Genomic DNA, 22,657 nt, shown 5'->3' on the forward strand with positions numbered 1-22,657 from the left:
GCACTGGTAGTCGGGTGCCGATCCGGACAAAAAAACAGGGAGGCTCCCGTAAAGGAACCTCCCCATCCGGTGGCTGCTAGGAGTCGCCACCCGAAGTGAAGCGCATGATGAGCCCCAACCCGATGATGACGACGCCCCAGGTGACACCAAGAATGATGGTGAAGCGGTTCAGGTTGCGCTCGGCAACGCCTGAGGAGCTCAACCCCGAGCTCATTCCGCCACCGAACATGTCGGACAAACCGCCACCACGTCCCTTGTGCAGGAGAATGAGCAGCGTCAGCAGAAGGCTGGTGATAGCCAGCAGGATCTGCAGGATGACTTGAAGAACGTCCACGACGGCCTTTCGAAGAAGCGGAAAACGGGAGCCGGACTAGTCCGTGACGAGGTGGCTCTCGAACCTGACAATGTTAGCAAATTCTGCAGGGTCCAGGCTGGCGCCACCCACAAGCAGACCATCAACATCGCTTTCAGCCATAATGGCGGCGGCGTTGTTGGCCTTGACGGAGCCCCCGTAGAGCAGGCGGGTCTTGGCTGCGACAGCGTCATCGAAAAGCACTGCGAGTTCTGCACGGATGGCGGCGCACATTTCCTGGGCATCCTCGGGGCCGGCGACCTCACCGGTTCCAATGGCCCAGACGGGTTCGTACGCCACGACAAGTTCCGCTGCTTGCTCGGCGGTGAGGCCATCAACACCGGCCCGCAGCTGCGCAAGAGTGTGCTCGACGTGGGTGCCTGCCTGGCGGATTTCCAGCCCTTCACCCACGCAGAGGACGGGAGTGACCTCGTGGCGGAAGGCAGCCTTGACCTTGGCGTTGAGAACCTCATCCGATTCGTTGTGGATGGTCCGACGCTCGCTGTGGCCAACCAGGACATAGGAGCATCCCAGTTTGTTCAGGAACTGGCCCGAGATGTCACCCGTGTAGGCTCCCGAGTCGAACTGCGAAAGATCCTGGCCGCCGTAGACGACGTCGAGTTCGTCGCCCTGGACAAGCGTCTGGACGCCACGCAGATCGGTGAACGGAGGGAACACGGCGACCTCAACACGGTTGTAGTCGTGCTTGGCGTCGGAGAGGGTCCACGCGAGCTTCTGCAGCAAGGTGATGCCCTGCACGTGGTCCATGTTCATCTTCCAGTTACCGGCGATGAAGGGCTTACGGACAAAGTTTCCGTTGGCGGAGGTAGTCACATGTACTCCAAAAGAATGCGTTGGGATGTGGAACGGCCGGCAGGACGCAGTGGCGTCCTGCCGGCCGGTTTGATGCTTTAGCGGTCCAGGACGCTCAAACCGGGAAGTTCCTTGCCTTCAAGGTATTCCAGGCTGGCGCCACCACCTGTGGAGATGTGGCCGAACTGCGAATCCTCGAACCCGAGGGTACGGACGGCGGCAGCGGAGTCGCCGCCACCGACCACAGTGAAGGCCACGGTGTCCGTCAGTGCCTGGGCGATGGCCCGGGTGCCGTTGGCGAACGCTTCGAATTCGAAAACGCCCATGGGGCCGTTCCAGAAGACGGTCTTGGCGCCCTCAATCTGCGCGGCGAAAGCCGACGCTGATTCGGGTCCAATATCCAGGCCTATGCCGGACGCGCCGAAGGCGCTCTCCTCGATGGCATCTGCCTTGACGACCTCATGCTCGGCATCCGCTGCGAAGCGGCTGGCCACAACAACGTCCGTGGGAATAACGAAAGAGGTTCCTGCGTCGGCCGCACGCTTGAGGTAATCCTGGACAACCGGAATCTGGTCTTCTTCGAGGAGGCTGCCGGCCACCTTGTGCCCTGCTGCTGCAAGGAAGGTGAAAAGCATGCCGCCGCCCACAAGAATCGTGTCGGCCTTGCCCAGCAGGTTCTCGATGACAGCGAGCTTGTCGGAAACCTTGGACCCACCAAGAACCACGACATACGGGCGCTGGGTATCAGTGGTCAGTTTCCGGAGGACCTCCACCTCAGTATGGACAAGGTCCCCGAGGTAGGACGGAAGCCGCGTGGCGACGTCGTAGACACTGGCGTGCTTACGGTGGACTGCACCGAAAGCATCGTCCACGAACGCTCCATTGCTGCCCGTGAGGGCAACCAGCTCATCGGCAAAGGCGCCGCGTTCGGCGTCGTCCTTGCTGGTCTCCCGGGCGTCAAAGCGGACGTTCTCCAGAACCAGTGCTTCACCGTCCTGCAGTGCAGCGGCATGCTCCTTGGCGGAGTCGCCGACTGTATCCGCGGCCAGCTGGACCTTGAAGTCCGCGAGTTCGGCAAGGCGATCCACTGCGGGCTTCAATGAGTACTTGGCTTCAGGTGCGCCCTTGGGGCGTCCGAGGTGGGCTGTCACGAGCACACGGGCACCGGCGTCCGAGAGCTTCTTGAGGACCGGGAGGGAGGCCTTGATGCGGCCGTCGTCGGTCACTGTAGAGCCGTCGAGCGGCACATTCAGGTCACTTCTGACCAGAATGTACCGCCCGCGGACACCTTCAGCGATGAGTTCGTTGAGGGTGTGAGATGTCATGTGTCTACCCTAGCCCAGCTTGGATGCAACGAGCTCCGTGAGGTCCACGAGGCGGTTGGAGTAACCCCACTCGTTGTCATACCAGGAAACAACCTTGACCTGGTTGCCGATGACCTTGGTGAGGCCTGAGTCGAAGATGGACGATGCCGGGTCCCCGACGATGTCCGACGAAACGATCGGGGCATCCGTGTAGGACAGGATGCCTGCCCACTGCTCGGACTCGGCTGCGGCCTTGACGGCTGCGTTGACTTCCTCAACGGTGACTTCGCGCGAAACGGTGACCGTAAGGTCCGTGGCGGAGCCGGTGGGGACGGGTACGCGGATGGCGTAGCCATCGAGCTTGCCCTTGAGCTCCGGCAGGACCAGGCCAATCGCCTTGGCTGCACCGGTTGAGGTGGGAACCATGTTGATGGCTGCAGCGCGGGCGCGGCGAAGATCGCCGTGCGGGCCGTCCTGGAGGTTCTGGTCAGCCGTGTAGGCGTGGACCGTGGTCATGAGGCCACGCTCGATGCCGAAGGCGTCGTTAACCACCTTGGCCAGCGGGCCAAGGCAGTTGGTGGTGCAGGAGGCGTTGGAGATGATGTTGTGCGCTGCGGGGTCGTAAAGCTCGTGGTTGACACCCATGACGATAGTGATGTCTTCGTCGCTGGCAGGTGCGGAGATGAGGACCTTCTTGGCTCCGGCATCAATGTGCTTCTGCGCTGCTGCGGCCTTGGTGAAGAAGCCGGTGGATTCGATGACGATGTCGACGCCAAGCTCGCCCCAGGGGAGGTTGGCGGGATCGCGCTCGGCAAGAACCTTGATGGACTTGCCGTCGACTACCAGGTTTCCATCGACAACTTCCACGGTCTGGGCGAGGCGTCCACCGACGGAGTCATACTTCAGGAGGTGGGCGAGGGTCTCAGGGCTGGTGAGGTCGTTGACTGCAACGATCTCAAGGTCTGCGCCCTGGGCCAGTGCTGCGCGGAAGTAGTTACGGCCGATGCGGCCGAAGCCGTTGATACCAATACGGGTGGTCACTATGTGTCAATCTCCTTGGTGCTCTTGCAAGCACGCCTAGTGAGTCGGATCAAAAATTTCCAACTAACAGACCCCGCACGTCGTTGGGCAGAGGTGATTATCAGATCGGAGGGCGACCAGCCACGTTGCTGAAGGCTAACCGCCTTCCGTGATCCATCTTACGTTTAATTGAGCCTGCCCCCGCAACTGCGGAGGCAGGCTTTTCAGCATTTCGCCCCAATTCACGCCAAAAGTGACTTTTGTTACATCGGCGTGAACCGGAGCTCACCAGCTACAGGACGATGAGGCCCGTGGCGTTGGTGCGTGCTGCTTCGAAGCGCTTGGCGACATCGGCCCAGTTGGCGATGTTCCAGAATGCCTTGACGTAGTCAGCCTTGACGTTGACGTAGTCCAGGTAGAAGGCGTGCTCCCACATGTCCAGCATCAGCAGCGGGGTGGTGCCAACAGCTACGTTGCCCTGCTGGTCGTAGAGCTGCTCAATAAGCAGGTTTCCACCGATGGGCTCGTAGGCCAGGAAGGCCCAGCCGGAGCCCTGCAGGCCCAGCGCGGCAGCGGTGAACTGGGCGCGGAAAGCATCGAACGAGCCGAAGGCGTCGTCGATGGCGGCAGCCAGCTCACCCTCGGGCTTGTCGCCGCCATCCGGGGAGATGTTGTTCCAGAACACGGAGTGGTTGATGTGGCCGCCGGTGTGGAACGCGAGGTCCTTGGAGAGGCGGTTGATGTTGGCGAAGTCACCCTTGTCGCGGGCTTCCGCGAGCTGGGCGAGGGCGTTGTTGGCGCCTGCAACGTAGGCAGCGTGGTGCTTGCTGTGGTGCAGCTCCATGATCTTCGCCGAAATGTGCGGCTCAAGTGCTGCGTAGTCGTAGCCGAGCTCGGGCAGAACGTACTCTGTCACGAAATCCTCCAATGTAGTGGACTAACGTCCGGTTTGGTAACTCTCGTTATGTTCATCCGACCGGCGGACCAGCCGGAAATCCTTGGGGAAGATAACTGCTCTTGCCTCCACCGGGGTCAACCAGCAGTTGCCTCGCAGTATTTCCTCCACACTTTCCCGATTCTATGGGTGCTTACTACTCGTCCATCATTTCGGGAGTCACATTTGCCTCAGTCCCGGGAATTCCGAGGTCCAAAGCACGCTTGTCGGCCATGGCCAGAAGACGGCGGATGCGCCCCGCAATGGCGTCCTTGGTCATCGGCGGGTCCGCAAGCCGGCCCAGTTCATCCAGGCTGGCCTGCTTGTGGGCTACGCGCAGCTCCCCCGCGTACTTAAGGTGGTCCGGGACGTCGTCGCCCAGAATCTCAAGGGCCCGGTCCACCCTGGCGCCGGCCGCCACGGCGGCCTGGGCCGAGCGGCGCAGGTTGGCGTCGTCAAAGTTGGCCAGCCTGTTGGCGGTGGCCCGCACTTCCTTCCGCATCCGGCGTTCCTCCCAGACCATGAGGGCATCATGGGCCCCCATTCTGGTCAGCAGGGCAGCGATGGTGTCTCCGTCGCGGATGACCACCCGGTCCACGCCGCGTACTTCGCGTGCCTTCGCCTGGATGCCCAGACGGCGGGCAGCGCCCACCAGCGCAAGCGCGGACTCGGGGCCCGGGCACGTCACTTCCAGGGACGAGGACCGCCCCGGTTCGGTGAGGGAACCGTGGGCAAGGAAGGCTCCGCGCCACACTGCCTCAGCGTCAGCGGCTGAACCGTTGACTACCACTGACGGAAGGCCACGCACAGGCCGTCCACGCCCATCCAGGAGGCCTGTCTGACGCGCCAAAGCCTCCCCGTCACGCACCACGCGGACTACGTAGCGGCTACCGCGCCGCAAACCGCCCCCGGACACCACGATGATTTCGCTCTGGTGCCCGTAGACCTCTGCGATCGCGGCGCGCAGGCGCCGTGCCGTCGAAGCGAGGTCGACCTCAGCCTCAATAACGATCCGGCCGGAGATGATGTGCAGGCCGCCGGCGAAGCGCAGCATTGCCGAGACTTCAGCCTTGCGGACCGAAGATTTCTTGATGTCCAGCCGGGACAGTTCGTCCTTGACCGACGCAGTAAGTGCCATCGCGTATTCCTAACTGTTCCCGAAAATATCGTGGTAAGCCGCTGCCAGCAGCAATGGGTCATGGACTGGGCGGCGCCTCGACGCCCCTACTCTACCCAACACCACTTCGGCCCCAATCATCCCGGCAGCCTTTTCAAATGCCTTGAGGTCCTGGATTGCGGCAGGGTCGGCAAGCACCACGTCCACGCTGAACTCCGGAGCGTAGCGTCGAAGGACGTCCAGGTGGTCTGCGGCAGTCATGCCGGAGGTCTCCTTGGTCTCCACGTCCAGGTTCATGGTCAGGCAGCGTTTGGCCGCAGTATCACCGAGCGCCTGCCGCAGCTCGGGAAGCAGCAAGTGGGGCAACACAGAGGTGTACCAGGAACCGGGTCCAAGGATGACCCAGTCGGCGAGTTCGATCGCTGTGAGTGCTTCCGTGCAGGCCGGGGCGTCCTCGGGAAAGAGCTTGACCTCTTCGAGTTTGCCCGCGACGGCGCACTTCGCTTGCCCGCGCACAGTCTGCAGCTCGTGGCTGCCGTCGGGAAGCTCCTTGCGCGCCTTTCCCTCGATGGTCAACGGAATGCTGGACATCGGAAGCACCTGGCCGCGGGCGCCCAGAAGCGCCCCGGCCCATTTGAGGCCCGCGACGGTATCCCCCAGGAGTTCCCAGAGCGTAACGATGAGGAGGTTGCCCATGGCGTGGTTATCCAACGAGCCGCCCTTGGTCTTGCCGCCGGCGTCGAAACGATGCTGCATGACATCGCGCCAGGTGCGGCCCCAGTCGGTGTCGTCGCAGAGGGCGCTTAGCGCCATCCGCAGGTCCCCGGGCGGGAGGACACCGTACTCCTCACGCAGACGCCCGGACGATCCGCCGTCGTCTGCCACTGTGACAATGGCAGTCAGTTCCGAGGTGAGCAGCCGCAGGGCCGAAAGCGACGCCGCCAGACCGTGCCCGCCACCAAGAGCCACGACGGACGGGCTCTTGTTCTGCTGGCTGCCGGGCACTCCCTTGGGCGGAATCAGGGGCAGTGGGCCCGTCAGGACACCCACTACTCACGTCCCAGGTCGCGGTGGGTGGTGGTGACAGTCACGCGCGGAAATTGGGCCAGGCGCTTGGAAAGCTCGACGGCGACAGCCACCGAACGGTGCTTTCCTCCGGTGCAGCCAACGGCCAAGGTGGCGTAGTGCTTGTTCTCCTGGCGGTAGCCGTCAAGGACAGGCTCCAGTGCCCGGACATACCGGTCCACGAATTCCTGCACACCCTCCGCACCGAGCACGTAGTCGCTCACGTCCTCGTCAAGGCCGGTGTGGGGACGGAGCTGGGGAACCCAATGGGGATTGGGAATGAAGCGGGCATCGGCCACGAAGTTTGCGTCGACGGGCAGTCCGTATTTGAAACCGAAACTCATGACGTTGAGCCGAAGGGTTACCGGTCCCGTGTCGCTGAAAAGTTCCGTGATCGCGGTCGCCAGGCCGTGGACGTTGAACTCGGAGGTGTCCAGTACGACGTCGGCGTGCTCGCGCAGTTCCCGCAGGACCTCACGCTCGATGCCGATCCCGTCGAGGATGCGCCCGCCGCCCTGCAGCGGGTGCGGGCGCCTGCCCTGCTCAAACCGGCGGACGAGAACGTCGTCATTGGCATCGAGGAAAAGTACGCGGAAAGTAATCCCGCTGGCGCTCAAGGCGCCCAGGGCCGTCTGGATGTCCGTGAAGAGATCCTTGCTCCGGACATCCACCACCACCGCCAGTTTGGGAATGGACTTGGGGGCGTGAGAGACGATCTCAGCCAAGGTGCCCAGCATCTGCGGAGGCAGGTTGTCCACCACGTACCAGCCGTGGTCCTCAAGGGCATCGGAGGCAGTGCTGCGCCCCGCTCCCGACATGCCGGTGACGACCAAAAGCTCCGCCTCCGGTGGCTTGACTGGCGTCAGGCCGTCCTGCTCCGTGCCGGACCCAGCCATTGCCTCATCCATCAGTTGTCCCCGTTTCCTCGGAAGTGTCATAGCTGCCTGTGCCACCCGCCGGACACGGCGGAGCACCCTTGGCCGCAACACCGTAGTTGCCGCAGCGGCCAAGTTCTTACCCTAGCTAAGATTCGATGATTTCGCCGGTTGTCATGTTCACTGCAGGGACGGTCTCCGCGTCCACGGCCGTGGAGCCCAGGTGCTGGACCACGGCAGCGGCCAGGGCGGGACCGATGCCCTTGGCGGACGTCAGTTCCTCCACTGAGGCCGCCTTGATTTTCTTGAGCGACCCAAAGTGCGCCACGAGCGCCTTGCGCTTGGCTTCGCCCAGGCCGGGGACCCCGTCGAGGACCGATACTGTCATGGCCTTGCCGCGTTTTTGCCGGTGGAAAGTGATGGCGAACCTGTGGGCTTCATCGCGGATGCGCTGAAGGAGATACAGCCCTTGGGAAGTCCGCGGCAGGATGACCGGGAAGTCACTGTCGGGAAGCCAGACTTCCTCCAGGCGCTTGGCGAGGCCTACGACGTAAACGTCGTCGATGCCCAGTTCGGCGAGGGCGCGCGCGGCTGCGTTCACCTGCGGCTGGCCGCCGTCAACCACCACGAGGTTGGGTGGGTAGGCGAACTTGGCCTTGGGCGCCGGGACAGTGGCATCCGACGCCGATGGGTCCGTCATGCCGCTGGACGCGGACCTGGTGGGGTTGACGATCTCGCCCGACACCACTGGTACCTGGGCGGCTTTGTCCGTCAGGTAGTGCCTGAACCGCCGTGTCAGGACGTCGTGCATTGCCGCGGTGTCATCGGCAGCGGCGGCGCCGGTGATGGAGAACTTGCGGTAGTCGGCCTTCTTGGGAAGTCCGTCTTCGACCACCACCATGGAAGCCACCACGTTGGTTCCCTGGACATGGGAGATATCGAAGCACTCGATGCGCAGCAGGGGAACCGGAATATCCAAGGCTTCCTGGAGTTCCTGGAGCGCGAGGGACCGGACGGTAATGTCACCCGCGCGGCGTGTCTTGTGGAGTTTGAGTGCTTGTTCTGCATTTTCGCGGACCGTGGACATCAAAGCTGCCTTGTCTCCACGCTGCGGAACCCGGATGTCCACCTTGGCCCCACGCAGTCCCCCGAGCCATTCGGTCAGTTCCGCATGGTTGCTGGGGTTCTCCGGAACCAGGACTTCCCGGGGGATCCGGCCCTGGACCTCGCTGTCTTCCCCGTAAACCTGCTGCAGAAGGTGTTCAATCAGTTCCGGAGTGGTGGCATCCTCAACCTTCTCCACGACCCAACCGCGCTGGCCACGGACCCGGCCTCCCCGGACGTGGAAAACCTGGACCGACGCTTCCAGTTCGTCATCATGCAATGCGAAGACGTCGGCATCCGTGTCCTCTGCAAGGACCACGGCGTTGCGCTCAAAGACCTTGCGCAACGCAATGATGTCATCACGGAGCCCGGCAGCACGCTCGTAATCGAGCTCCGCCACGGCGGCCGCCATGTCCTTTTCCAGGCGGCTGATGAAGCGTTTGGCCTCGCCGCCCATGAAGGAACAAAAATCCTCGGCCAGCCCCCGATGCTCGTCAGGAGTCACCCGGCCCACGCAGGGTGCAGAGCATTTGTCGATGTACCCCAGCAGGCAGGGCCGTCCGCTGGCCTCGGCCCGCTTGAAGACGCCCTGGCTGCAGCTTCGGACCGGGAATACCCTGAGGAGCGTGTCCATGGTTTCCCGGATGGCTCCTGCCGTATAGGGCCCGAAGTAACGGGTGCCCTTCCTGCGTTCGCCACGCATTACCTGCACCCGGGGAAACTTTTCGCCCATGGTCACGGCCAGGTAGGGGTAGGTTTTGTCGTCGCGGAAAACCACATTGAACCGAGGCTTGAATTCCTTGATCCAGGTGTACTCAAGCTGCAGGGATTCCAGCTCGCTGCCCACAACAGTCCATTCAACGCTGCTGGCTGCATGGACCATCGCATGGGTCTTCGGCAGCAGCCCCGCAGGGTTGGCAAAGTAGGAGTTCAGCCGTGAACGGAGGTTTTTCGCTTTGCCCACGTAGATGACCCGGCCATGGGGGTCACGGAAGCGGTAAACGCCCGGGGTAGTGGGAATTTCACCGGTCCGGGGTCGGTACGTTGATGGATCTGCCACACGTCCAGTCTAGTGAACCGGACTGGTTGTTAAACGCCAGTACGGTGCGCCGGGAGCCTAGTCCACGGACTTGCTCTGGTTGTAACTGGCCGAACGTTCCTGCCCACTGAGCAGTGCGATGGCGTCCATGATCTTGTCCGTGACCTCCCGGCGCGCCGGCAGGGAATGGTCCGGGCCCGTTTTGTCGAAGTAGAGCGGCTCGCCCACCTTCATGGTGAAGTGCTGTGGGCGGACGGCGTTCTTGTCCGCAGGCTGCAGCTTTTCCGTGCCGATGAGGCCAACGGGTATCACGGGGGCGCCCGTGGTCAAGGCCAGCCAGCCTACTCCGGTGCGGCCCCGGTAAAGGATCCCATCCCGGGAGCGGGTGCCCTCGGGATAGATTCCGATGCCTTTCCCCGCTTCGAGAATGTCCAGGAGGGTCTTGAGCGCCTGCACACTGGCTGCCTGCTCGCCGCGTTCGACGGGAATGGAACCAACGGCCTCAAAGAAGGACTTCATCACGGCGCCCTTGACGCCTTTGGTGGTGAAGTACTCAGCCTTGGCGAAGAACGCAACCGGCCGTGGCATCAGGGCCTGGACGATGACGCTGTCCAAAAAGGAAAGATGGTTGGGGGCAACGATGAAGGGTCCGCTTTTGGGGACATTTTCAAGTCCGATGACCGTTGGACGGCATGTGGACGAAATCAGTCCGCGGGTTGTCCACCGGATCGCATCAAAGACTGCCATCGTTTTGTACCTCGCTAAGGGCCGCCGCACGGACAGCATCAAGTTCTTCAATTCGCGTACGCAGTTCAAGGGCCGTGCTTACCACGGCCACGGCGCCGGCTTCTTCGAGTTCACCTTCGGGCGCGAAACCCCAGCTGACGCCAATGCAGTCCAAACCGTTGGCCATTGCCCCGGCGACGTCCTGGTGCCGATCCCCCACCATGACCGCTGGTTGGGACTGGAGATCGGCCAGTGCAGCCCCGACAATCCCGACCTTGCCCGGCGCTGTGTTTGCCTTCACTGATTCGTCGTCCGCCGCACCCCGGATGGACACAAAGAAATCCGCAATGCCGTGGTGGGCCAGGACGAGCTGCGCGATGGACTGGGGCTTTTGTGTTGCCACTGCCACGGGGCGTCCGGTTTCGGCGTAGAACTCCAGGAGGTCAAAGATTCCCGGGTAGAGCTTGCTTTGGCCAATACCGGTTTCCTTGTAATGACGCCGGTAGCGGTGGATGGCCTCATCAACCAATTCGCCGGGAACGCCAGCCAAATGCAGAAGGGAATCACTGAGCTTGGGACCCACCATGGAATTCAAGACAGCTTGTTCCGGAACGGGAAGTCCCATTTCCCGGAGGGCAAGCGAAATTCCTCCAGTGATACCGCCGGCAGGATCGACAAGGGTGCCGTCCAGATCGAATATTACGGGCACCTTTGTTTGAGTCACCGGGTTAGTTTCTCACGAGTAGCGGCATGCCTGAAACTCGCATGCCGCTACCGGAATACTTCTATCCCAGAATCTCCGCCAGGAACGTGGCGGTGTGGCTCTCCGTGGATTTCGCCACTTGCTCGGGCGTTCCGGTCGCGATAATCCGTCCGCCTCCGGAACCACCGTTGGGGCCAAGGTCCACGATCCAGTCCGCCGACTTGATGACGTCAAGGTTGTGCTCGATGGTAATGACCGTGTTGCCTTTATCCACCAGGCCTTGGAGGACCATCAGCAGTTTCCTGATGTCCTCGAAGTGCAAGCCGGTGGTGGGCTCGTCCAGGACGTAGATGCTGCGGCCGTTGGAGCGTTTTTGGAGTTCCGCTGCAAGCTTCACGCGTTGGGCCTCGCCGCCGGAAAGCGTTGTGGCAGGCTGCCCGAGCCGGACGTAGCCAAGCCCAACGTCCACCAGGGTGTTCAAATGCCGGGCGATCGGGGTGAAAGCGGCAAAGAACTCCGCACCTTCTTCGATGGGCATATTCAGGACATCCGCGATGGTCTTGCCCTTGTAGTGGACCTCCAGCGTTTCGCGGTTGTACCGGGCGCCGTGGCAGACCTCGCAAGGGACGTAGACGTCAGGCAGGAAGTTCATTTCGATCTTCAACGTGCCGTCGCCGGAACAGGCTTCGCAACGGCCGCCCTTGACGTTGAATGAGAAGCGTCCTGGCTGGTACCCGCGCACCTTGGCTTCGGTGGTCTCCGCAAACAGCTTGCGGATGTTGTCGAATACGCCCGTGTAGGTGGCGGGGTTGGAACGTGGAGTACGACCAATGGGGCTCTGGTCGACGTGCACTACCTTGTCCAGGTGCTCCAGGCCAGCCACGGAGCGGTGGCGTCCCGCTACCTGCTTGGCGCCGTTGAGCTTATTGGCGAGGACCTTGTACAGGATCTCGTTGACCAAGGTGGACTTGCCCGAACCACTGACACCCGTCACCGCGGTAAAGAGACCGAGGGGGAACGTAGCGTCAACGTTGTTGAGGTTGTTCTCCCTGGCGCCGACAACCTTGAGTTCGCGCTTCTTGTCGTACTTGCGGCGCTTGGCAGGAATATCGATCTTCCGCCGGCCCGCCAGGTAGTCACCGGTCAGCGACTGTGTGTTGGCGAGGAGGTCCTTGTACGTACCGGAGTGGACCACCTGGCCGCCGTGCTCACCGGCGCCGGGTCCGATGTCCACAACCCAGTCGGCCTCGTGGATGGTGTCTTCGTCGTGTTCGACCACGATGAGCGTATTGCCCAGGTCCCGAAGCCGGGTGAGTGTCTCAATGAGGCGCCGGTTGTCGCGCTGGTGCAAGCCAATGGAAGGCTCGTCCAGGACGTACAGGACGCCGACCAGTCCCGAGCCGATCTGCGTGGCCAGCCGGATGCGCTGGGCCTCCCCGCCGGACAGTGTGCCGGAAGGGCGCTCAAGGTTGAGGTACTCCAGGCCGACATCCAGCAGGAAAGTCAGGCGGGCCTGGATCTCCTTCAGTACCTGGTTGGCAATCTGGGCCTCCCTGTTGGTCAGCGTCAGGCTTCCCAGGAACTCTGCGCATTCCCTCATGGGGAGCGCGGCAACCTCGGCGATGGACTTACCGTTGATCAGCACCGACAGGGACGCCGGGTTCAGGCGCGCGCCGTTGCACTCGGGGCAGGGAATTTGGCGCATGTACTCTTCGTACCGGTCGCGGGCCCAGTCCGAGTCCGTTTCACCGTGCTTCCGGTGGACATATTGGATGGCGCCTTCGAAGCCTGTACTGTACTTGCGTTCCCGTCCGAAACGGTTCTTGTACTGCACTACGACCTTGTGGTCTTTGCCGTGAAGGACGGTGTTGCGGACATCCTTGGGGAGCTTCTCCCAGGATGTCTTCATGGAGAAGCCGAGTTCGTGTGCGAGGCCTTCCAGGAGGCGGTTCCAGTACTCAGTGGTTGCGGTGCCCAAGGACCAGGGAGCGATAGCGCCTTCGCCCAGTGAAAGTTCCGGGTTGGGAACAATCAGTTCCTCGTCCACTTCCAACTTGGTACCGATGCCGCTGCAGGCGGAGCAGGCGCCGAAGGGGTTGTTGAACGAGAAGGATCGTGGCTCGATCTCGTCGATGGCCAGCGGGTGCTCATTGGGGCACGCCAGATTCTCGGAGTAGGCACGGATGCGTGCGGGATCTTCGGCATCCAGGTCCACGAATTCAACCAGGACGCGGCCTTCTGCCAGTCCCAGGGCAGTCTCCACTGAATCGGTGAGCCGCTGGCTGATCCCGTCCTTCACCACCAAGCGGTCGACGACGACTTCGATGGTGTGCTTGTACTGTTTGCCCAACTTGGGAGGATCGTTCAACTGGACCAGTTCACCGTCAACCCGGGCACGGGAGTAACCCTTGGCCGTGAGCTCCTTGAACAGGTCAACGAATTCACCCTTCCGGCCACGGACTACCGGAGCGAGGACCTGGAAGCGCGTGCCGGTGTCCAGTTCCAGGAGCTGGTCAACAATCTGCTGGGGCGTCTGCCGGGTAATGGGCTCACCGCACACCGGGCAGTGCGGGCGGCCAACGCGAGCCCACAACAACCGCATGTAGTCGTAGATTTCGGTGATGGTGCCCACCGTGGAACGCGGGTTCTTGCTGGTGGACTTCTGGTCGATGGACACCGCGGGCGAGAGACCTTCGATGAAGTCGACGTCCGGCTTGTCCACCTGGCCAAGGAATTGGCGCGCATACGCCGACAACGACTCGACGTACCGGCGCTGACCCTCGGCGAAGATGGTGTCGAAAGCCAGGGAGGACTTACCGGAACCGGAGAGTCCGGTAAAGACGATCATGGCGTCGCGCGGGAGGTCCAGATCCACGTTGCGCAGATTGTGTTCCCGGGCTCCCTTGACCACCAGGCGGGAAAGATCCGGCTTGGCTGGCTTGTTATCAGAAACGACGGAACCGCTGTTCAGGGAATCGATGGCTGTATCTTCAGCTAAGGCTTTGGGCACCCACCAATGCTAATCGAAAACTTCTTCGAATTTCCATGTCGTGCCTCACATGCTACCGATCGGTATCAATCAGCATCGTAAGCAGCAGCAAAAAGCTGCACCGCCTCCGCGAACGAAGCGCCTTGGGCCTTGGCTGCGGCCGCATACTGGGCAGCAACTTCGGCCAGGGCTCCCCACCGGTCATCGCGGGCGCACACCACTGTCCCGTTACGCCCACGGGTAGCGACAACGCCGGCTGCTTCGAGCTCTTTATAGGCCCGCGCGACCGTATGGGGCGCTACGTCGAGTACGCCTGCCAGGTTCCGGACAGGCGGCAGCTTCGATCCCACGGCGAGAACGCCCGAGTCTGCAAGTTCGATGATGCGGAGCCGCAATTGTTCAAAGAGCGCCACGGCACTGCCGGCATTGGGCCGCCAGCTCCCTGGGAATTCCCCTGCGGGAGTCATGATGAACTCCTGGCAGGCACGTCCATCACGGTCGGCGGCAGGTCTGGATTGCATCCTTGGTCCATGCCGAGAATTAGACCAGCGCCACCACCGTGGGACAAGGCATGACGGTGTGCGGACCTCCCGCTGGCCGTGAAAATTTGGTGACTCACGCGCTCTTCCTCGCGACCGCGAAAATACGACGGAACGGGAACACCGTACCGTGGTCTGTCGCCGGGTAGGCCTCGCGCAGCATGCCCGCGTATTCCTGTTCGAAGGCGTCCGCTTCCAGCGCCGGGAGGGCGGCCAGGACGGGGCGGAGTCCCGTTCCCCTTACCCACTCCAGCACCGGGTCCTCACCTGTCAGTACCTGCTGGTAGGTGGTTTCCCACGCGTCAGCTGAGCATCCGGCGTCGAGCATGATGCCCAGGTAGTCCGCGGGGCTGCCCACCGCGTCATCGTGACGCAGGACCCCGGCCAGTTGCGTCCGCCATCGGGGCGAATCGGCGAGTTCGCGCATCAAGGTGTGGGAGGGCGACGAAAAGTTGCCCGGGACCTGCATGGCAAACCAAGCACCCGGGCTCAACGCCTCGAGCCAGCCGGCGAGCATCTCCTGGTGCCCTGGAACCCACTGGAGGGCTGCGTTCGTCACCACAACGTCCACATCGTTGCCCGGCGTCCACTCGGCGATGTCGCCCTGCAGGAACTCCAACCCGCTGAATTGTCCTGTTAAGGGCTCGGCCTTGGCCAGCATTTCCTGCGAGGAGTCGATCCCGACAACGTGCGCAGCCGGCCAGCGGTCAGCCAACGTGGCAGTCATGTTGCCCGGGCCACAGCCCAGGTCCACCACGAGGCCGGGCTCCGCGGCTTGGATTCTGGCCACGAGGTCATGAAATGGGCGGTCCCGATGATTGCCGAACTCGGCATACTTGGATGGATTCCACTTCATAAAGGCCTCCTTGAGCCGGGCAACACTGCTGGGCTGAGCCTAAACTGTCCGGGCACTAAGCTGGAAACCAATGAAACTTCTTGAGCAGCTTCCTGGTTCCACCGCCACAGGTCCACTGGACCCGGACGACATCTACACGCGGTTTGTCGAGTGGACTGAAAGCCGCGGCCTGCAGTTGTACCCGGCCCAGGACGAAGCGATCATGGAACTCGCCTCCGGCGCCAACGTCATCCTTGCCACTCCCACGGGTTCGGGTAAGTCCCTGGTTGCCATTGCCGCCCATTTCGAGGCCATGGCCCGTGGCCGGCGCAGCTACTACACGGCTCCCATCAAGGCACTGGTGTCTGAAAAGTTCTTTGCCCTGTGCGACATCTTTGGTGCGGAAAACGTGGGAATGATCACCGGCGATTCCGGCGTCAACCAGGATGCGCCCATCATTTGCTGCACAGCGGAGATCCTGGCCAACATAGCCCTCCGCGAAGGATCGGCAGCCGAACTCGGTTCAGTTGTCATGGATGAATTCCACTTCTACTCCGATCCGCAGCGCGGCTGGGCGTGGCAAGTGCCGCTCCTGGAACTCCCCCAGGCCCAGTTCCTGCTCATGTCCGCCACCCTGGGAGACGTCTCGCGCTTCGAAACCGGCCTCACGGAGCTGACCGGCCGGGCCACCACTACGGTAAGTTCCGCGGAGCGGCCGATTCCGCTCCACTACTATTACCAGCTGACCCCGGTCCACGAGACCCTGGAGGAGCTGCTCTCCACCAAGCAGGTTCCTGTGTACGTGGTGCACTTCAGCCAGGCGGAAGCCATCGAGCGTGCCCAGAACCTCATGAGCATCAATATGTGCAGCCGGGCTGAGAAGGATCGGATCGCCGAGCTGATTGCCGGCTTCCGATTCGCTGCCGGCTTTGGAAAAACACTCAACCGGCTGGTGCGCCACGGGATCGGAGTCCATCACGCGGGCATGCTGCCCAAATACCGGCGCTTGGTGGAGCAGCTTGCCCAGGCCGGGCTGCTGAAGGTCATCTGCGGCACGGACACCCTGGGCGTGGGCATCAACGTGCCGATCAGGACAGTGCTTTTGACCGCTTTAAGCAAGTACGACGGCGTACGCACCAGGTCGCTTAACTCACGTGAGTTCCACCAGATTGCCGGTCGTGCCGGCCGCGCCGGTTACGACACCGCCGGAACCGTTGTAGTGCAGGCACCGGATCACGTGGTGGAGAACACCAAGGCCATGGCCAAGGCGACGGCCAAGTTCGGTGATGACCAGAAAAAGCTCCGCCAAGTCGTAAAGAAGAAGCCGCCGGAAGGATTCGTCTCCTGGGGCGAGCCAACTTTCAAGAAGCTCGTCGAGTCCATTCCCGAGCCACTGACATCCAGCTTCACCGTTACCCACGCGATGCTGCTGAACCTTATGGAACGTCCGGGGGACCCCTTCCACGCAACGCGGCGGTTGCTCAGTGAGAACCATGAGAGCCGCCCTGCCCAACTCCGGCTGATGAAGAAGGCCCTGGGGATCTACCGCGAACTGCTGGCTGCCGGTGTGGTTGAACGAATTCCGGAGGAGGAACAGGAAGCTGAAGGACGGTCCGTTCGGCTGACAGTTCACCTTCAAGCCAACTTCGCCCTCAACCAGCCATTGTCTCCGTTTGCCCTTGCAGCCTTGGAACTGCTGGATCCGGAGTCTCCTTCCTATGCACTGGACGTCGTTTCAGTCATCGAGTCGACCTTGGAGAAGCCGCGCCAGATTCTTTCGGCACAGCAGAAGAAGGCCCGCGGGGAGGCTGTGGCTGCCATGAAGGCAGACGGCATCGAATACGAACAGCGCATGGCCATGCTGGATGAAGTGACCTACCCCATGCCGTTGGCGGGGATTCTTGGCGAGGCGTTCGAGGTCTACCGAAAAGCGGCTCCCTGGGTTGGCGACTTCGAACTGGCGCCAAAGTCGATCATCAGGGACATGTACGAGCGCGCCATGAACTTTGGCGAGTTCGTTCAGTTCTACGGCCTGGCACGTTCGGAGGGCATCGTCCTGCGCTACCTTGCGGACGGTTTCCGGGCCCTGCGGCAAACCGTTCCCCAGGACTTGCTGCGCGAGGACCTTGAAGACCTGATTGCCTGGCTTGGCGAACTGGTACGTCAGGTTGACTCCAGCCTGCTGGACGAATGGGAGGAACTGACTTCCGGGCTGGCTCCAACCCCGCACGACGCACCTCCTCCCCCGCCGCCACTGTTGACCTCCAATATCCGGGCCTTCCGGGTGATGGTGCGCAATGAGATGTTCCGCAGGGTTGAGCTCTTCGCGGACGAAGATTCCAACGCCCTGGGCGAACTCGACGCCGACGCCGGCTGGGACGCTGGGCGGTGGGAAGAAGTCCTGGACGACTACTTCGACGAACACGACGACATCGGTACCGGGCCGGACGCGCGCGGACCTGGCTTGCTGATCATCACGGAAGAACCAGGCCTATGGAAGGTCCGGCAGATATTCGACGACCCCGCGGGAAACCACGATTGGGGCATCTCGGCCGAAGTGGATCTGGCCGCCTCTGATGAGAGTGGCACAGCCGTGGTCCGCGTGACCGACGTCAACAGGCTTTGACCGGAAGCCGCCATGGAATCAGTCCCTGACCTGACCGGTAGCCTGCGCAGCCTGGAAGCCCTGGGGCCGGCAATCCCGGTGACCCCGATGATTCCGGTGGGGTTGCGAAGATGGTGGGGCGGTGGGCTGGATGTCGAGGGACTCGCGCTGGGCTCAGTGCAGGCAGCGGCCACTGCCCTTGAAGCCCTGACGGGCTTTACCGGGACTTATTCAGTATCGTCCGGGCCGGTTGCTGCCTCTTTCGATTCGCTGGGGCACCTAAGGATCGCGGGCGCCAAACCCCAGGGCTTCGCTCCTGCGTCGGGGTTCCGGCGGACTTCTGACGGCTGGATCCGCCTTCACGCCAACTATCCGCACCACGCGGCACGGCTGATGGACGCACTGGAAGCGAAGGACGCACAGGACGTGGACGGCACACTCCTGACCATGACTTCCCTGGACGCCGAAAATGCCATCAACGCCAAGAATGGCGTTGCCACGGCAGTCCGGCGGCGTTCGGATTGGGTCTCTTCCCCCATGTATCGTGCGCTCCGTGACGAACCTTGGATCCGGTTCCTGGCAGCATCTGCCCCGCATGGGTCTTCAACCACCTCACCATGGGCGCCATCCAAGGACCCGGAACGGCCCCTCACCGGGCTGAGGGTCCTGGACCTGACCCGGGTCATTGCGGGCCCGACTGCGACCAGGCTCCTGGGGGCGCTCGGGGCGGACGTGTTGCGGATCGATCCGCCGGGCCTCCCGGAGTTGGAAGAGGCTTTCGTGGATGGCGGTTTCGACAAACGATCTGCCGTGGCCGATGTCGGGGATGCTGCCGGACTGGCGATCGTCAAAGGCTTGGTCTCTGCTGCCGACGTCGTTGTGACGGGTTACCGCAACGGCGGCCTGGAGCGTTTCGGCCTGGGAGTTGAGGCACTGTTGGCTGGAAAACCTGATCTCGTGGTAGTAACGCTGTCTGCCTGGGGACGGTCCGGGCCGTGGAAACAACGCCGCGGTTTCGACAGCCTGGTGCAGGCGGCCTGCGGTATCGCTGAGGTATACGGGCACCTGGACGACGACGGGTGGAAGCCAGGCGCGCTGCCGGTGCAGGCACTTGACCACGCCACAGGATACGGAGTGGCTGCAGGCGTCATGGCCCTGTTGGCCGAGAGGTTGCGGACAGGGGCCGGCGGAATGGCGGCACTCTCATTGGCACGCACCGCCGAAGAACTTTTCCGACTGCCGGCGCCACCAGCGGACGGTCACGCGGGCGCGCTGCCTCAACCTGCTTACGGGGAGACGGCGAGTCCGTATGGACCGCTGCGCTTTGTTGAGCCGCCGCTGTTGGTGGACGGCATGCAACTGCAGTATCGTCGGCCGCCTGTGCGCTACGGAACTTCCGGCTTGGCCTGGAGCCGGCAAGACGGACTCCCCTAGTAAGCTCGAATGCATGAGTGTTATCCGCCAAGCCACTGTTGACGATGTCCCCGCGATCCTGCGCATGATCCACGATCTCGCGATCTACGAAAAGGAGCCGGACGCCGTCAAGAACACCCCGGAAAAGCTCACTGAGGTGCTGTTCGGCGAGAACCCCAGGGTCTATGCCACTATCGCCGAAAACGCTGCCGGAACCGTGCAGGGATTCGCACTGTGGTTCTTGAACTACTCCACCTGGGAAGGCGTCCACGGCATCTACCTGGAGGATCTTTACGTCGAACCCGACGCCCGAGGCGAGGGCCACGGGAAGGCGCTTCTGCACCACTTGGCGGCGACCGCCGTCGAGCGTGGTTATGCCCGGGTGGAGTGGAGCGTCCTGAACTGGAACGAACCATCCATCAACTTCTACAAAAACCTCGGCGCATTTCCCATGGAGGAATGGTCCACATTCCGTCTCACCGGTGAGGCCCTGGAAGCTTTCGGCGCGAAGGCCGGCCAGCCGGAGGGATCCTTCGCCCGTGGCTGAAGCGCAATCTGCCAAGCACGGACACACCGTCCTGAACCGCCACGAATTCCGCGGCGTCCGCACCGTTGAACACTACTTCACCGTCCCCCTGGTGCATTCACCCGGGGACAACGAAGCCAACAGCGAAACGATCACGGTCTTTGCCCGGGAGTACTCCTCCACGGCGCACACAGCGGAGGAAGCGGCCAGGCTGCCGTGGCTGCTGTTCCTGCAGGGCGGTCCGGGGGGACGGGGAAACCGGGTCACGTCACTCGCCGGCTGGATGAAGGCAGCGGCAGGGGATTTCCGCATCCTGATGCTTGACCAACGCGGTACCGGTCTTTCCACCCCCGTTGAACGGCAAACGCTGGAGCTTCGTGGCGACGCTGCTGCCCAGGCTGAGTACCTGACGCACTTCCGGGCCGATTCGATCGTTGCCGATGCCGAATTCATCCGGGGCATCCTGGGCTCCGGACCTTGGACCGTCATGGGCCAATCCTTCGGCGGGTTCTGCGCCTTGACCTATCTGTCCTTCGCGCCGGAGGGTTTGCGCGAGGTTCTGATCACCGGAGGCCTGGCTCCCTTGGAAGGACCCGCTGACCGGGTCTACCAAGCAACCTTCAAGCGTGTTGCTGCACGGAACGCCGAGTACTTCGGGTGGTACCCGGAAGACCGTGAAAAAGTTACCCGGATTGTCAGGCACCTGGAAAAGACTCCCGAGTTCCTGGCAAGCGGTGAACGGTTGACCCCGGAACGATTCCAAATGGTCGGCTCGTTCCTGGGCGGAAACACCCGTGTGGATGCGCTCCACTATCTTCTGGAGGACGCGTTCATCGACACCCTGGACGGGGAGCGGCTCTCAGAAGCGTTCCTTGAACAAGTACGCGGTCTGGTCAGCAGGGCGGCCAACCCCCTGTACGCGGTGCTGCACGAATCCATCTATGGCCAGGGCGAGGCAACCAACTGGGCAGCGTGGCGGGTTCTGGAGGACTATCCGGAATTCGAGCCGGGCGCCGCGAAGCCGCTGCTCACCGGGGAAATGGTCTATCCGTGGTACTTCGAGCAGGACCCCTCCCTTGTACCCCTGCGCGACGTAGCGGAACTCCTGGCGGCCCGCAAAGACTGGAAGCCGCTGTACGATACCGCCACGTTGGCCGCCAACACTGTCCCCGTCGCTGCCGCCGTGTACAAGGACGATATCTACGTGGATCACGATCTGTCGCTGGAAACCGCCGCTGCCGTTCGCGGACTCCAGGCATGGGTCACGTCCGATTTCCATCACGATGGAATCGCAGAAGATGGCGAGGGCATCTTCAAACGGCTCCTTGGCATGGTCCGCAGCGCACGCTGACTGCGAGGTAGCGCGTCAGCTGCTGCTCACGCCCGAGCGGCGCCGGAAAGCCATGACCAGGGTCAGGGCGAGGACTGCTGCGGCCACGAGGCTGGACGCCATGTTCAGCCCTTGGTAGCCAATCCAAGCGAGGAGAAGTCCGGAGGTGGCACCGCCCAGTGCCCCTGCAGCGCCCATCAAGGTGTCCGAGACTCCCTGGACGGTGACCCTCTCATCCGGACTGACGCTCTCTGCCAGCATCGTGGAACCAGCGATGGTCGCCGCGGACCAGCCCAGCCCCAGGAGGATCAACCCTGCGGTGACAAGTGTGGGTTCGTTCTGCCCGAAGCCTGCGATGAACACGGCCACCAGCAGCAGGCCGTGTCCGATGGCAATCGTCTGCAGCCGTCCGGCCTTGTCCGTCAGCCAACCCCACAGGGGGGACAACGCGAACATGCCGGCAATATGAAGCGAAATGGTGACCCCAATGATCACCAAAGCATCCGTACTGTCGGTGGTTGCGCCATGGTGGCCTGCATGCGATCCGCCTACCAGTTGCTGGAGGTGAAGCGGCGTCATGGACATGACCGCCACCATCACTCCGTGGGCGGCGATGACGGCCGAGAGGCCCAGAAGTGCCAGCGGGGAGGAACGAACGGCACGCAAGCCGGACTTGATCGTGCCCCTGGCGGGGAGGCTGCCGGTATCACCATGACCGCCGGCGCTCGAAGCCAGCCGCCGTGAAAGCAGCAACGGATCCGGCCTCAAGCCCAGGAACAGAAGAAGCGACGCCAGTAAGAGCCCTGCCGCGGAAAACACGAACGGCCCGGCAATGGGCGGCAGTCCGAGAGCCTCGCCCACGTGGGCGCCTGGTTGAATGAGGTTCGGGCCGGCAACAGCTCCGATGGTGATGGCCCAGACGACCGTGGACAGGGACCTGCCCCGATGTTCAGGCTCGGCGAGGTCTACGGCGGCGAACCGTGCCTGGAGATTTGCTGCCGTGCCCATGCCCAGGAACGCTGCCCCAAGTATCAGGATGGGGAATGACGTGGCCATGACGGCAACGATGAACAGGAGTGCCCCGATCATGGCAGCCACCAAGCCGGTGACCAGCCCCACCCGGCGTCCACGTGCTTCGGCCAACCGTGCCAGGGGAAGGGCGGCAATGGCCGCCGCCAACGTCAACACGGTAGTGATGGAACCTGCCCATGCCTCGGAGCCCGACAGGTCCACGGCCAGCAGGGAACCAATGGAAAGAGTCGCTCCATTGCCGATACCGCTGAGGAGCTGGGACGCACTGAGCAGGAGAACACTACGGCGCTGAACCCGTTGTGGGTCCAGCGCCGTTGTTGGGGAGGTAGTCACCCC

At 62.6% G+C, this 22,657-nt stretch carries 19 protein-coding genes; 4 read left to right on the forward strand and 15 right to left on the reverse strand.

Annotated elements, in window-relative coordinates; all coding sequences use genetic code 11:
- Window positions 1–76: 76 nt before the first annotated feature.
- From secG to IEY62_RS12450, 14 genes are all read right to left on the reverse strand, one after another.
- On the reverse strand, window positions 77–334 hold the full coding sequence (secG, locus tag IEY62_RS12385) for a preprotein translocase subunit SecG (protein ID WP_018777559.1): 258 nt from the start codon (window positions 332–334) through the stop codon (window positions 77–79).
- Window positions 335–370: 36 nt separating this feature from the next.
- Window positions 371–1,186: a triose-phosphate isomerase gene (tpiA, locus tag IEY62_RS12390; protein WP_189018148.1), complete on the reverse strand. Its 816-nt coding sequence runs from the start codon at window positions 1,184–1,186 to the stop codon at window positions 371–373.
- Between the two features lie 77 nt (window positions 1,187–1,263).
- Window positions 1,264–2,490, reverse strand: coding sequence for a phosphoglycerate kinase (locus IEY62_RS12395; RefSeq protein ID WP_189018151.1), 1,227 nt, complete (start codon window positions 2,488–2,490; stop codon window positions 1,264–1,266).
- A 9-nt stretch (window positions 2,491–2,499) separates the two neighbouring features.
- Window positions 2,500–3,510, reverse strand: coding sequence for a type I glyceraldehyde-3-phosphate dehydrogenase (gene gap, locus IEY62_RS12400; RefSeq protein ID WP_024821016.1), 1,011 nt, complete (start codon window positions 3,508–3,510; stop codon window positions 2,500–2,502).
- A gap of 271 nt (window positions 3,511–3,781) precedes the next feature.
- On the reverse strand, window positions 3,782–4,405 hold the full coding sequence (locus IEY62_RS12405; RefSeq protein ID WP_189018155.1) for a superoxide dismutase: 624 nt from the start codon (window positions 4,403–4,405) through the stop codon (window positions 3,782–3,784).
- Window positions 4,406–4,580: 175 nt separating this feature from the next.
- Window positions 4,581–5,561: a DNA-binding protein WhiA gene (gene whiA, locus IEY62_RS12410; RefSeq protein ID WP_018777554.1), complete on the reverse strand. Its 981-nt coding sequence runs from the start codon at window positions 5,559–5,561 to the stop codon at window positions 4,581–4,583.
- A gap of 9 nt (window positions 5,562–5,570) precedes the next feature.
- Window positions 5,571–6,590 (reverse strand): gluconeogenesis factor YvcK family protein, encoded by a 1,020-nt coding sequence (locus IEY62_RS12415; RefSeq protein ID WP_189018158.1) that lies wholly within the window; start codon window positions 6,588–6,590, stop codon window positions 5,571–5,573.
- Window positions 6,590–7,513: an RNase adapter RapZ gene (rapZ, locus tag IEY62_RS12420; RefSeq protein ID WP_018777552.1), complete on the reverse strand. Its 924-nt coding sequence runs from the start codon at window positions 7,511–7,513 to the stop codon at window positions 6,590–6,592. The genes IEY62_RS12415 and rapZ overlap by 1 nt, the downstream gene beginning before the upstream one ends.
- 115 nt (window positions 7,514–7,628) lie before the next feature.
- Window positions 7,629–9,644: an excinuclease ABC subunit UvrC gene (gene uvrC, locus IEY62_RS12425; protein ID WP_189018161.1), complete on the reverse strand. Its 2,016-nt coding sequence runs from the start codon at window positions 9,642–9,644 to the stop codon at window positions 7,629–7,631.
- A 57-nt stretch (window positions 9,645–9,701) separates the two neighbouring features.
- A complete protein-coding gene (locus IEY62_RS12430; protein ID WP_189018164.1) occupies window positions 9,702–10,370 on the reverse strand; it encodes a lysophospholipid acyltransferase family protein in 669 nt (222 codons plus the stop codon).
- Window positions 10,357–11,073 carry an HAD hydrolase-like protein gene (locus IEY62_RS12435; protein ID WP_189018167.1) on the reverse strand — a complete coding sequence of 239 codons (717 nt, stop codon included), beginning with the start codon at window positions 11,071–11,073 and terminating at the stop codon, window positions 10,357–10,359. Before IEY62_RS12435 ends, IEY62_RS12430 begins: the two co-directional genes overlap by 14 nt.
- A 61-nt stretch (window positions 11,074–11,134) precedes the next feature.
- Complete coding sequence (uvrA, locus tag IEY62_RS12440; RefSeq protein ID WP_189018170.1) at window positions 11,135–14,062, reverse strand: excinuclease ABC subunit UvrA; 2,928 nt, start codon at window positions 14,060–14,062, stop codon at window positions 11,135–11,137.
- 65 nt (window positions 14,063–14,127) lie between these two features.
- Window positions 14,128–14,508, reverse strand: a complete 381-nt coding sequence (locus tag IEY62_RS12445) for a GntR family transcriptional regulator (RefSeq protein WP_189018173.1) — start codon at window positions 14,506–14,508, stop codon at window positions 14,128–14,130.
- A 148-nt stretch (window positions 14,509–14,656) separates the two neighbouring features.
- The gene (locus IEY62_RS12450) at window positions 14,657–15,436 is read right to left on the reverse strand and encodes a trans-aconitate 2-methyltransferase (RefSeq protein WP_189018176.1); all 780 of its coding nucleotides are present in this window, start codon (window positions 15,434–15,436) and stop codon (window positions 14,657–14,659) included.
- A 70-nt stretch (window positions 15,437–15,506) separates the two neighbouring features.
- Here IEY62_RS12450 and IEY62_RS12455 point away from each other — a divergent pair, with 70 nt between their 5' ends.
- The 4 genes from IEY62_RS12455 to IEY62_RS12470 are packed head-to-tail and all read left to right on the forward strand — an operon-like array spanning window position 15,507 to window position 21,310.
- Window positions 15,507–18,041: a DEAD/DEAH box helicase gene (locus IEY62_RS12455; protein WP_189018179.1), complete on the forward strand. Its 2,535-nt coding sequence runs from the start codon at window positions 15,507–15,509 to the stop codon at window positions 18,039–18,041.
- 12 nt (window positions 18,042–18,053) lie between these two features.
- Window positions 18,054–19,454 carry a CoA transferase gene (locus IEY62_RS12460; protein WP_189018182.1) on the forward strand — a complete coding sequence of 467 codons (1,401 nt, stop codon included), beginning with the start codon at window positions 18,054–18,056 and terminating at the stop codon, window positions 19,452–19,454.
- Window positions 19,455–19,467: 13 nt separating this feature from the next.
- The gene (locus IEY62_RS12465) at window positions 19,468–19,980 is read left to right on the forward strand and encodes a GNAT family N-acetyltransferase (protein WP_189018185.1); all 513 of its coding nucleotides are present in this window, start codon (window positions 19,468–19,470) and stop codon (window positions 19,978–19,980) included.
- Window positions 19,973–21,310, forward strand: coding sequence for an alpha/beta fold hydrolase (locus tag IEY62_RS12470; RefSeq protein ID WP_189018189.1), 1,338 nt, complete (start codon window positions 19,973–19,975; stop codon window positions 21,308–21,310). The genes IEY62_RS12465 and IEY62_RS12470 overlap by 8 nt, the downstream gene beginning before the upstream one ends.
- A gap of 15 nt (window positions 21,311–21,325) precedes the next feature.
- Here the strand turns inward: IEY62_RS12470 and IEY62_RS12475 are convergent, their stop codons facing one another.
- Window positions 21,326–22,654, reverse strand: coding sequence for an MFS transporter (locus IEY62_RS12475; protein ID WP_189018193.1), 1,329 nt, complete (start codon window positions 22,652–22,654; stop codon window positions 21,326–21,328).
- Window positions 22,655–22,657: the final 3 nt, after the last annotated feature.

It is taken from the genome of Paenarthrobacter histidinolovorans (assembly GCF_014647595.1).
Classification (GTDB): domain Bacteria; phylum Actinomycetota; class Actinomycetes; order Actinomycetales; family Micrococcaceae; genus Arthrobacter; species Arthrobacter histidinolovorans.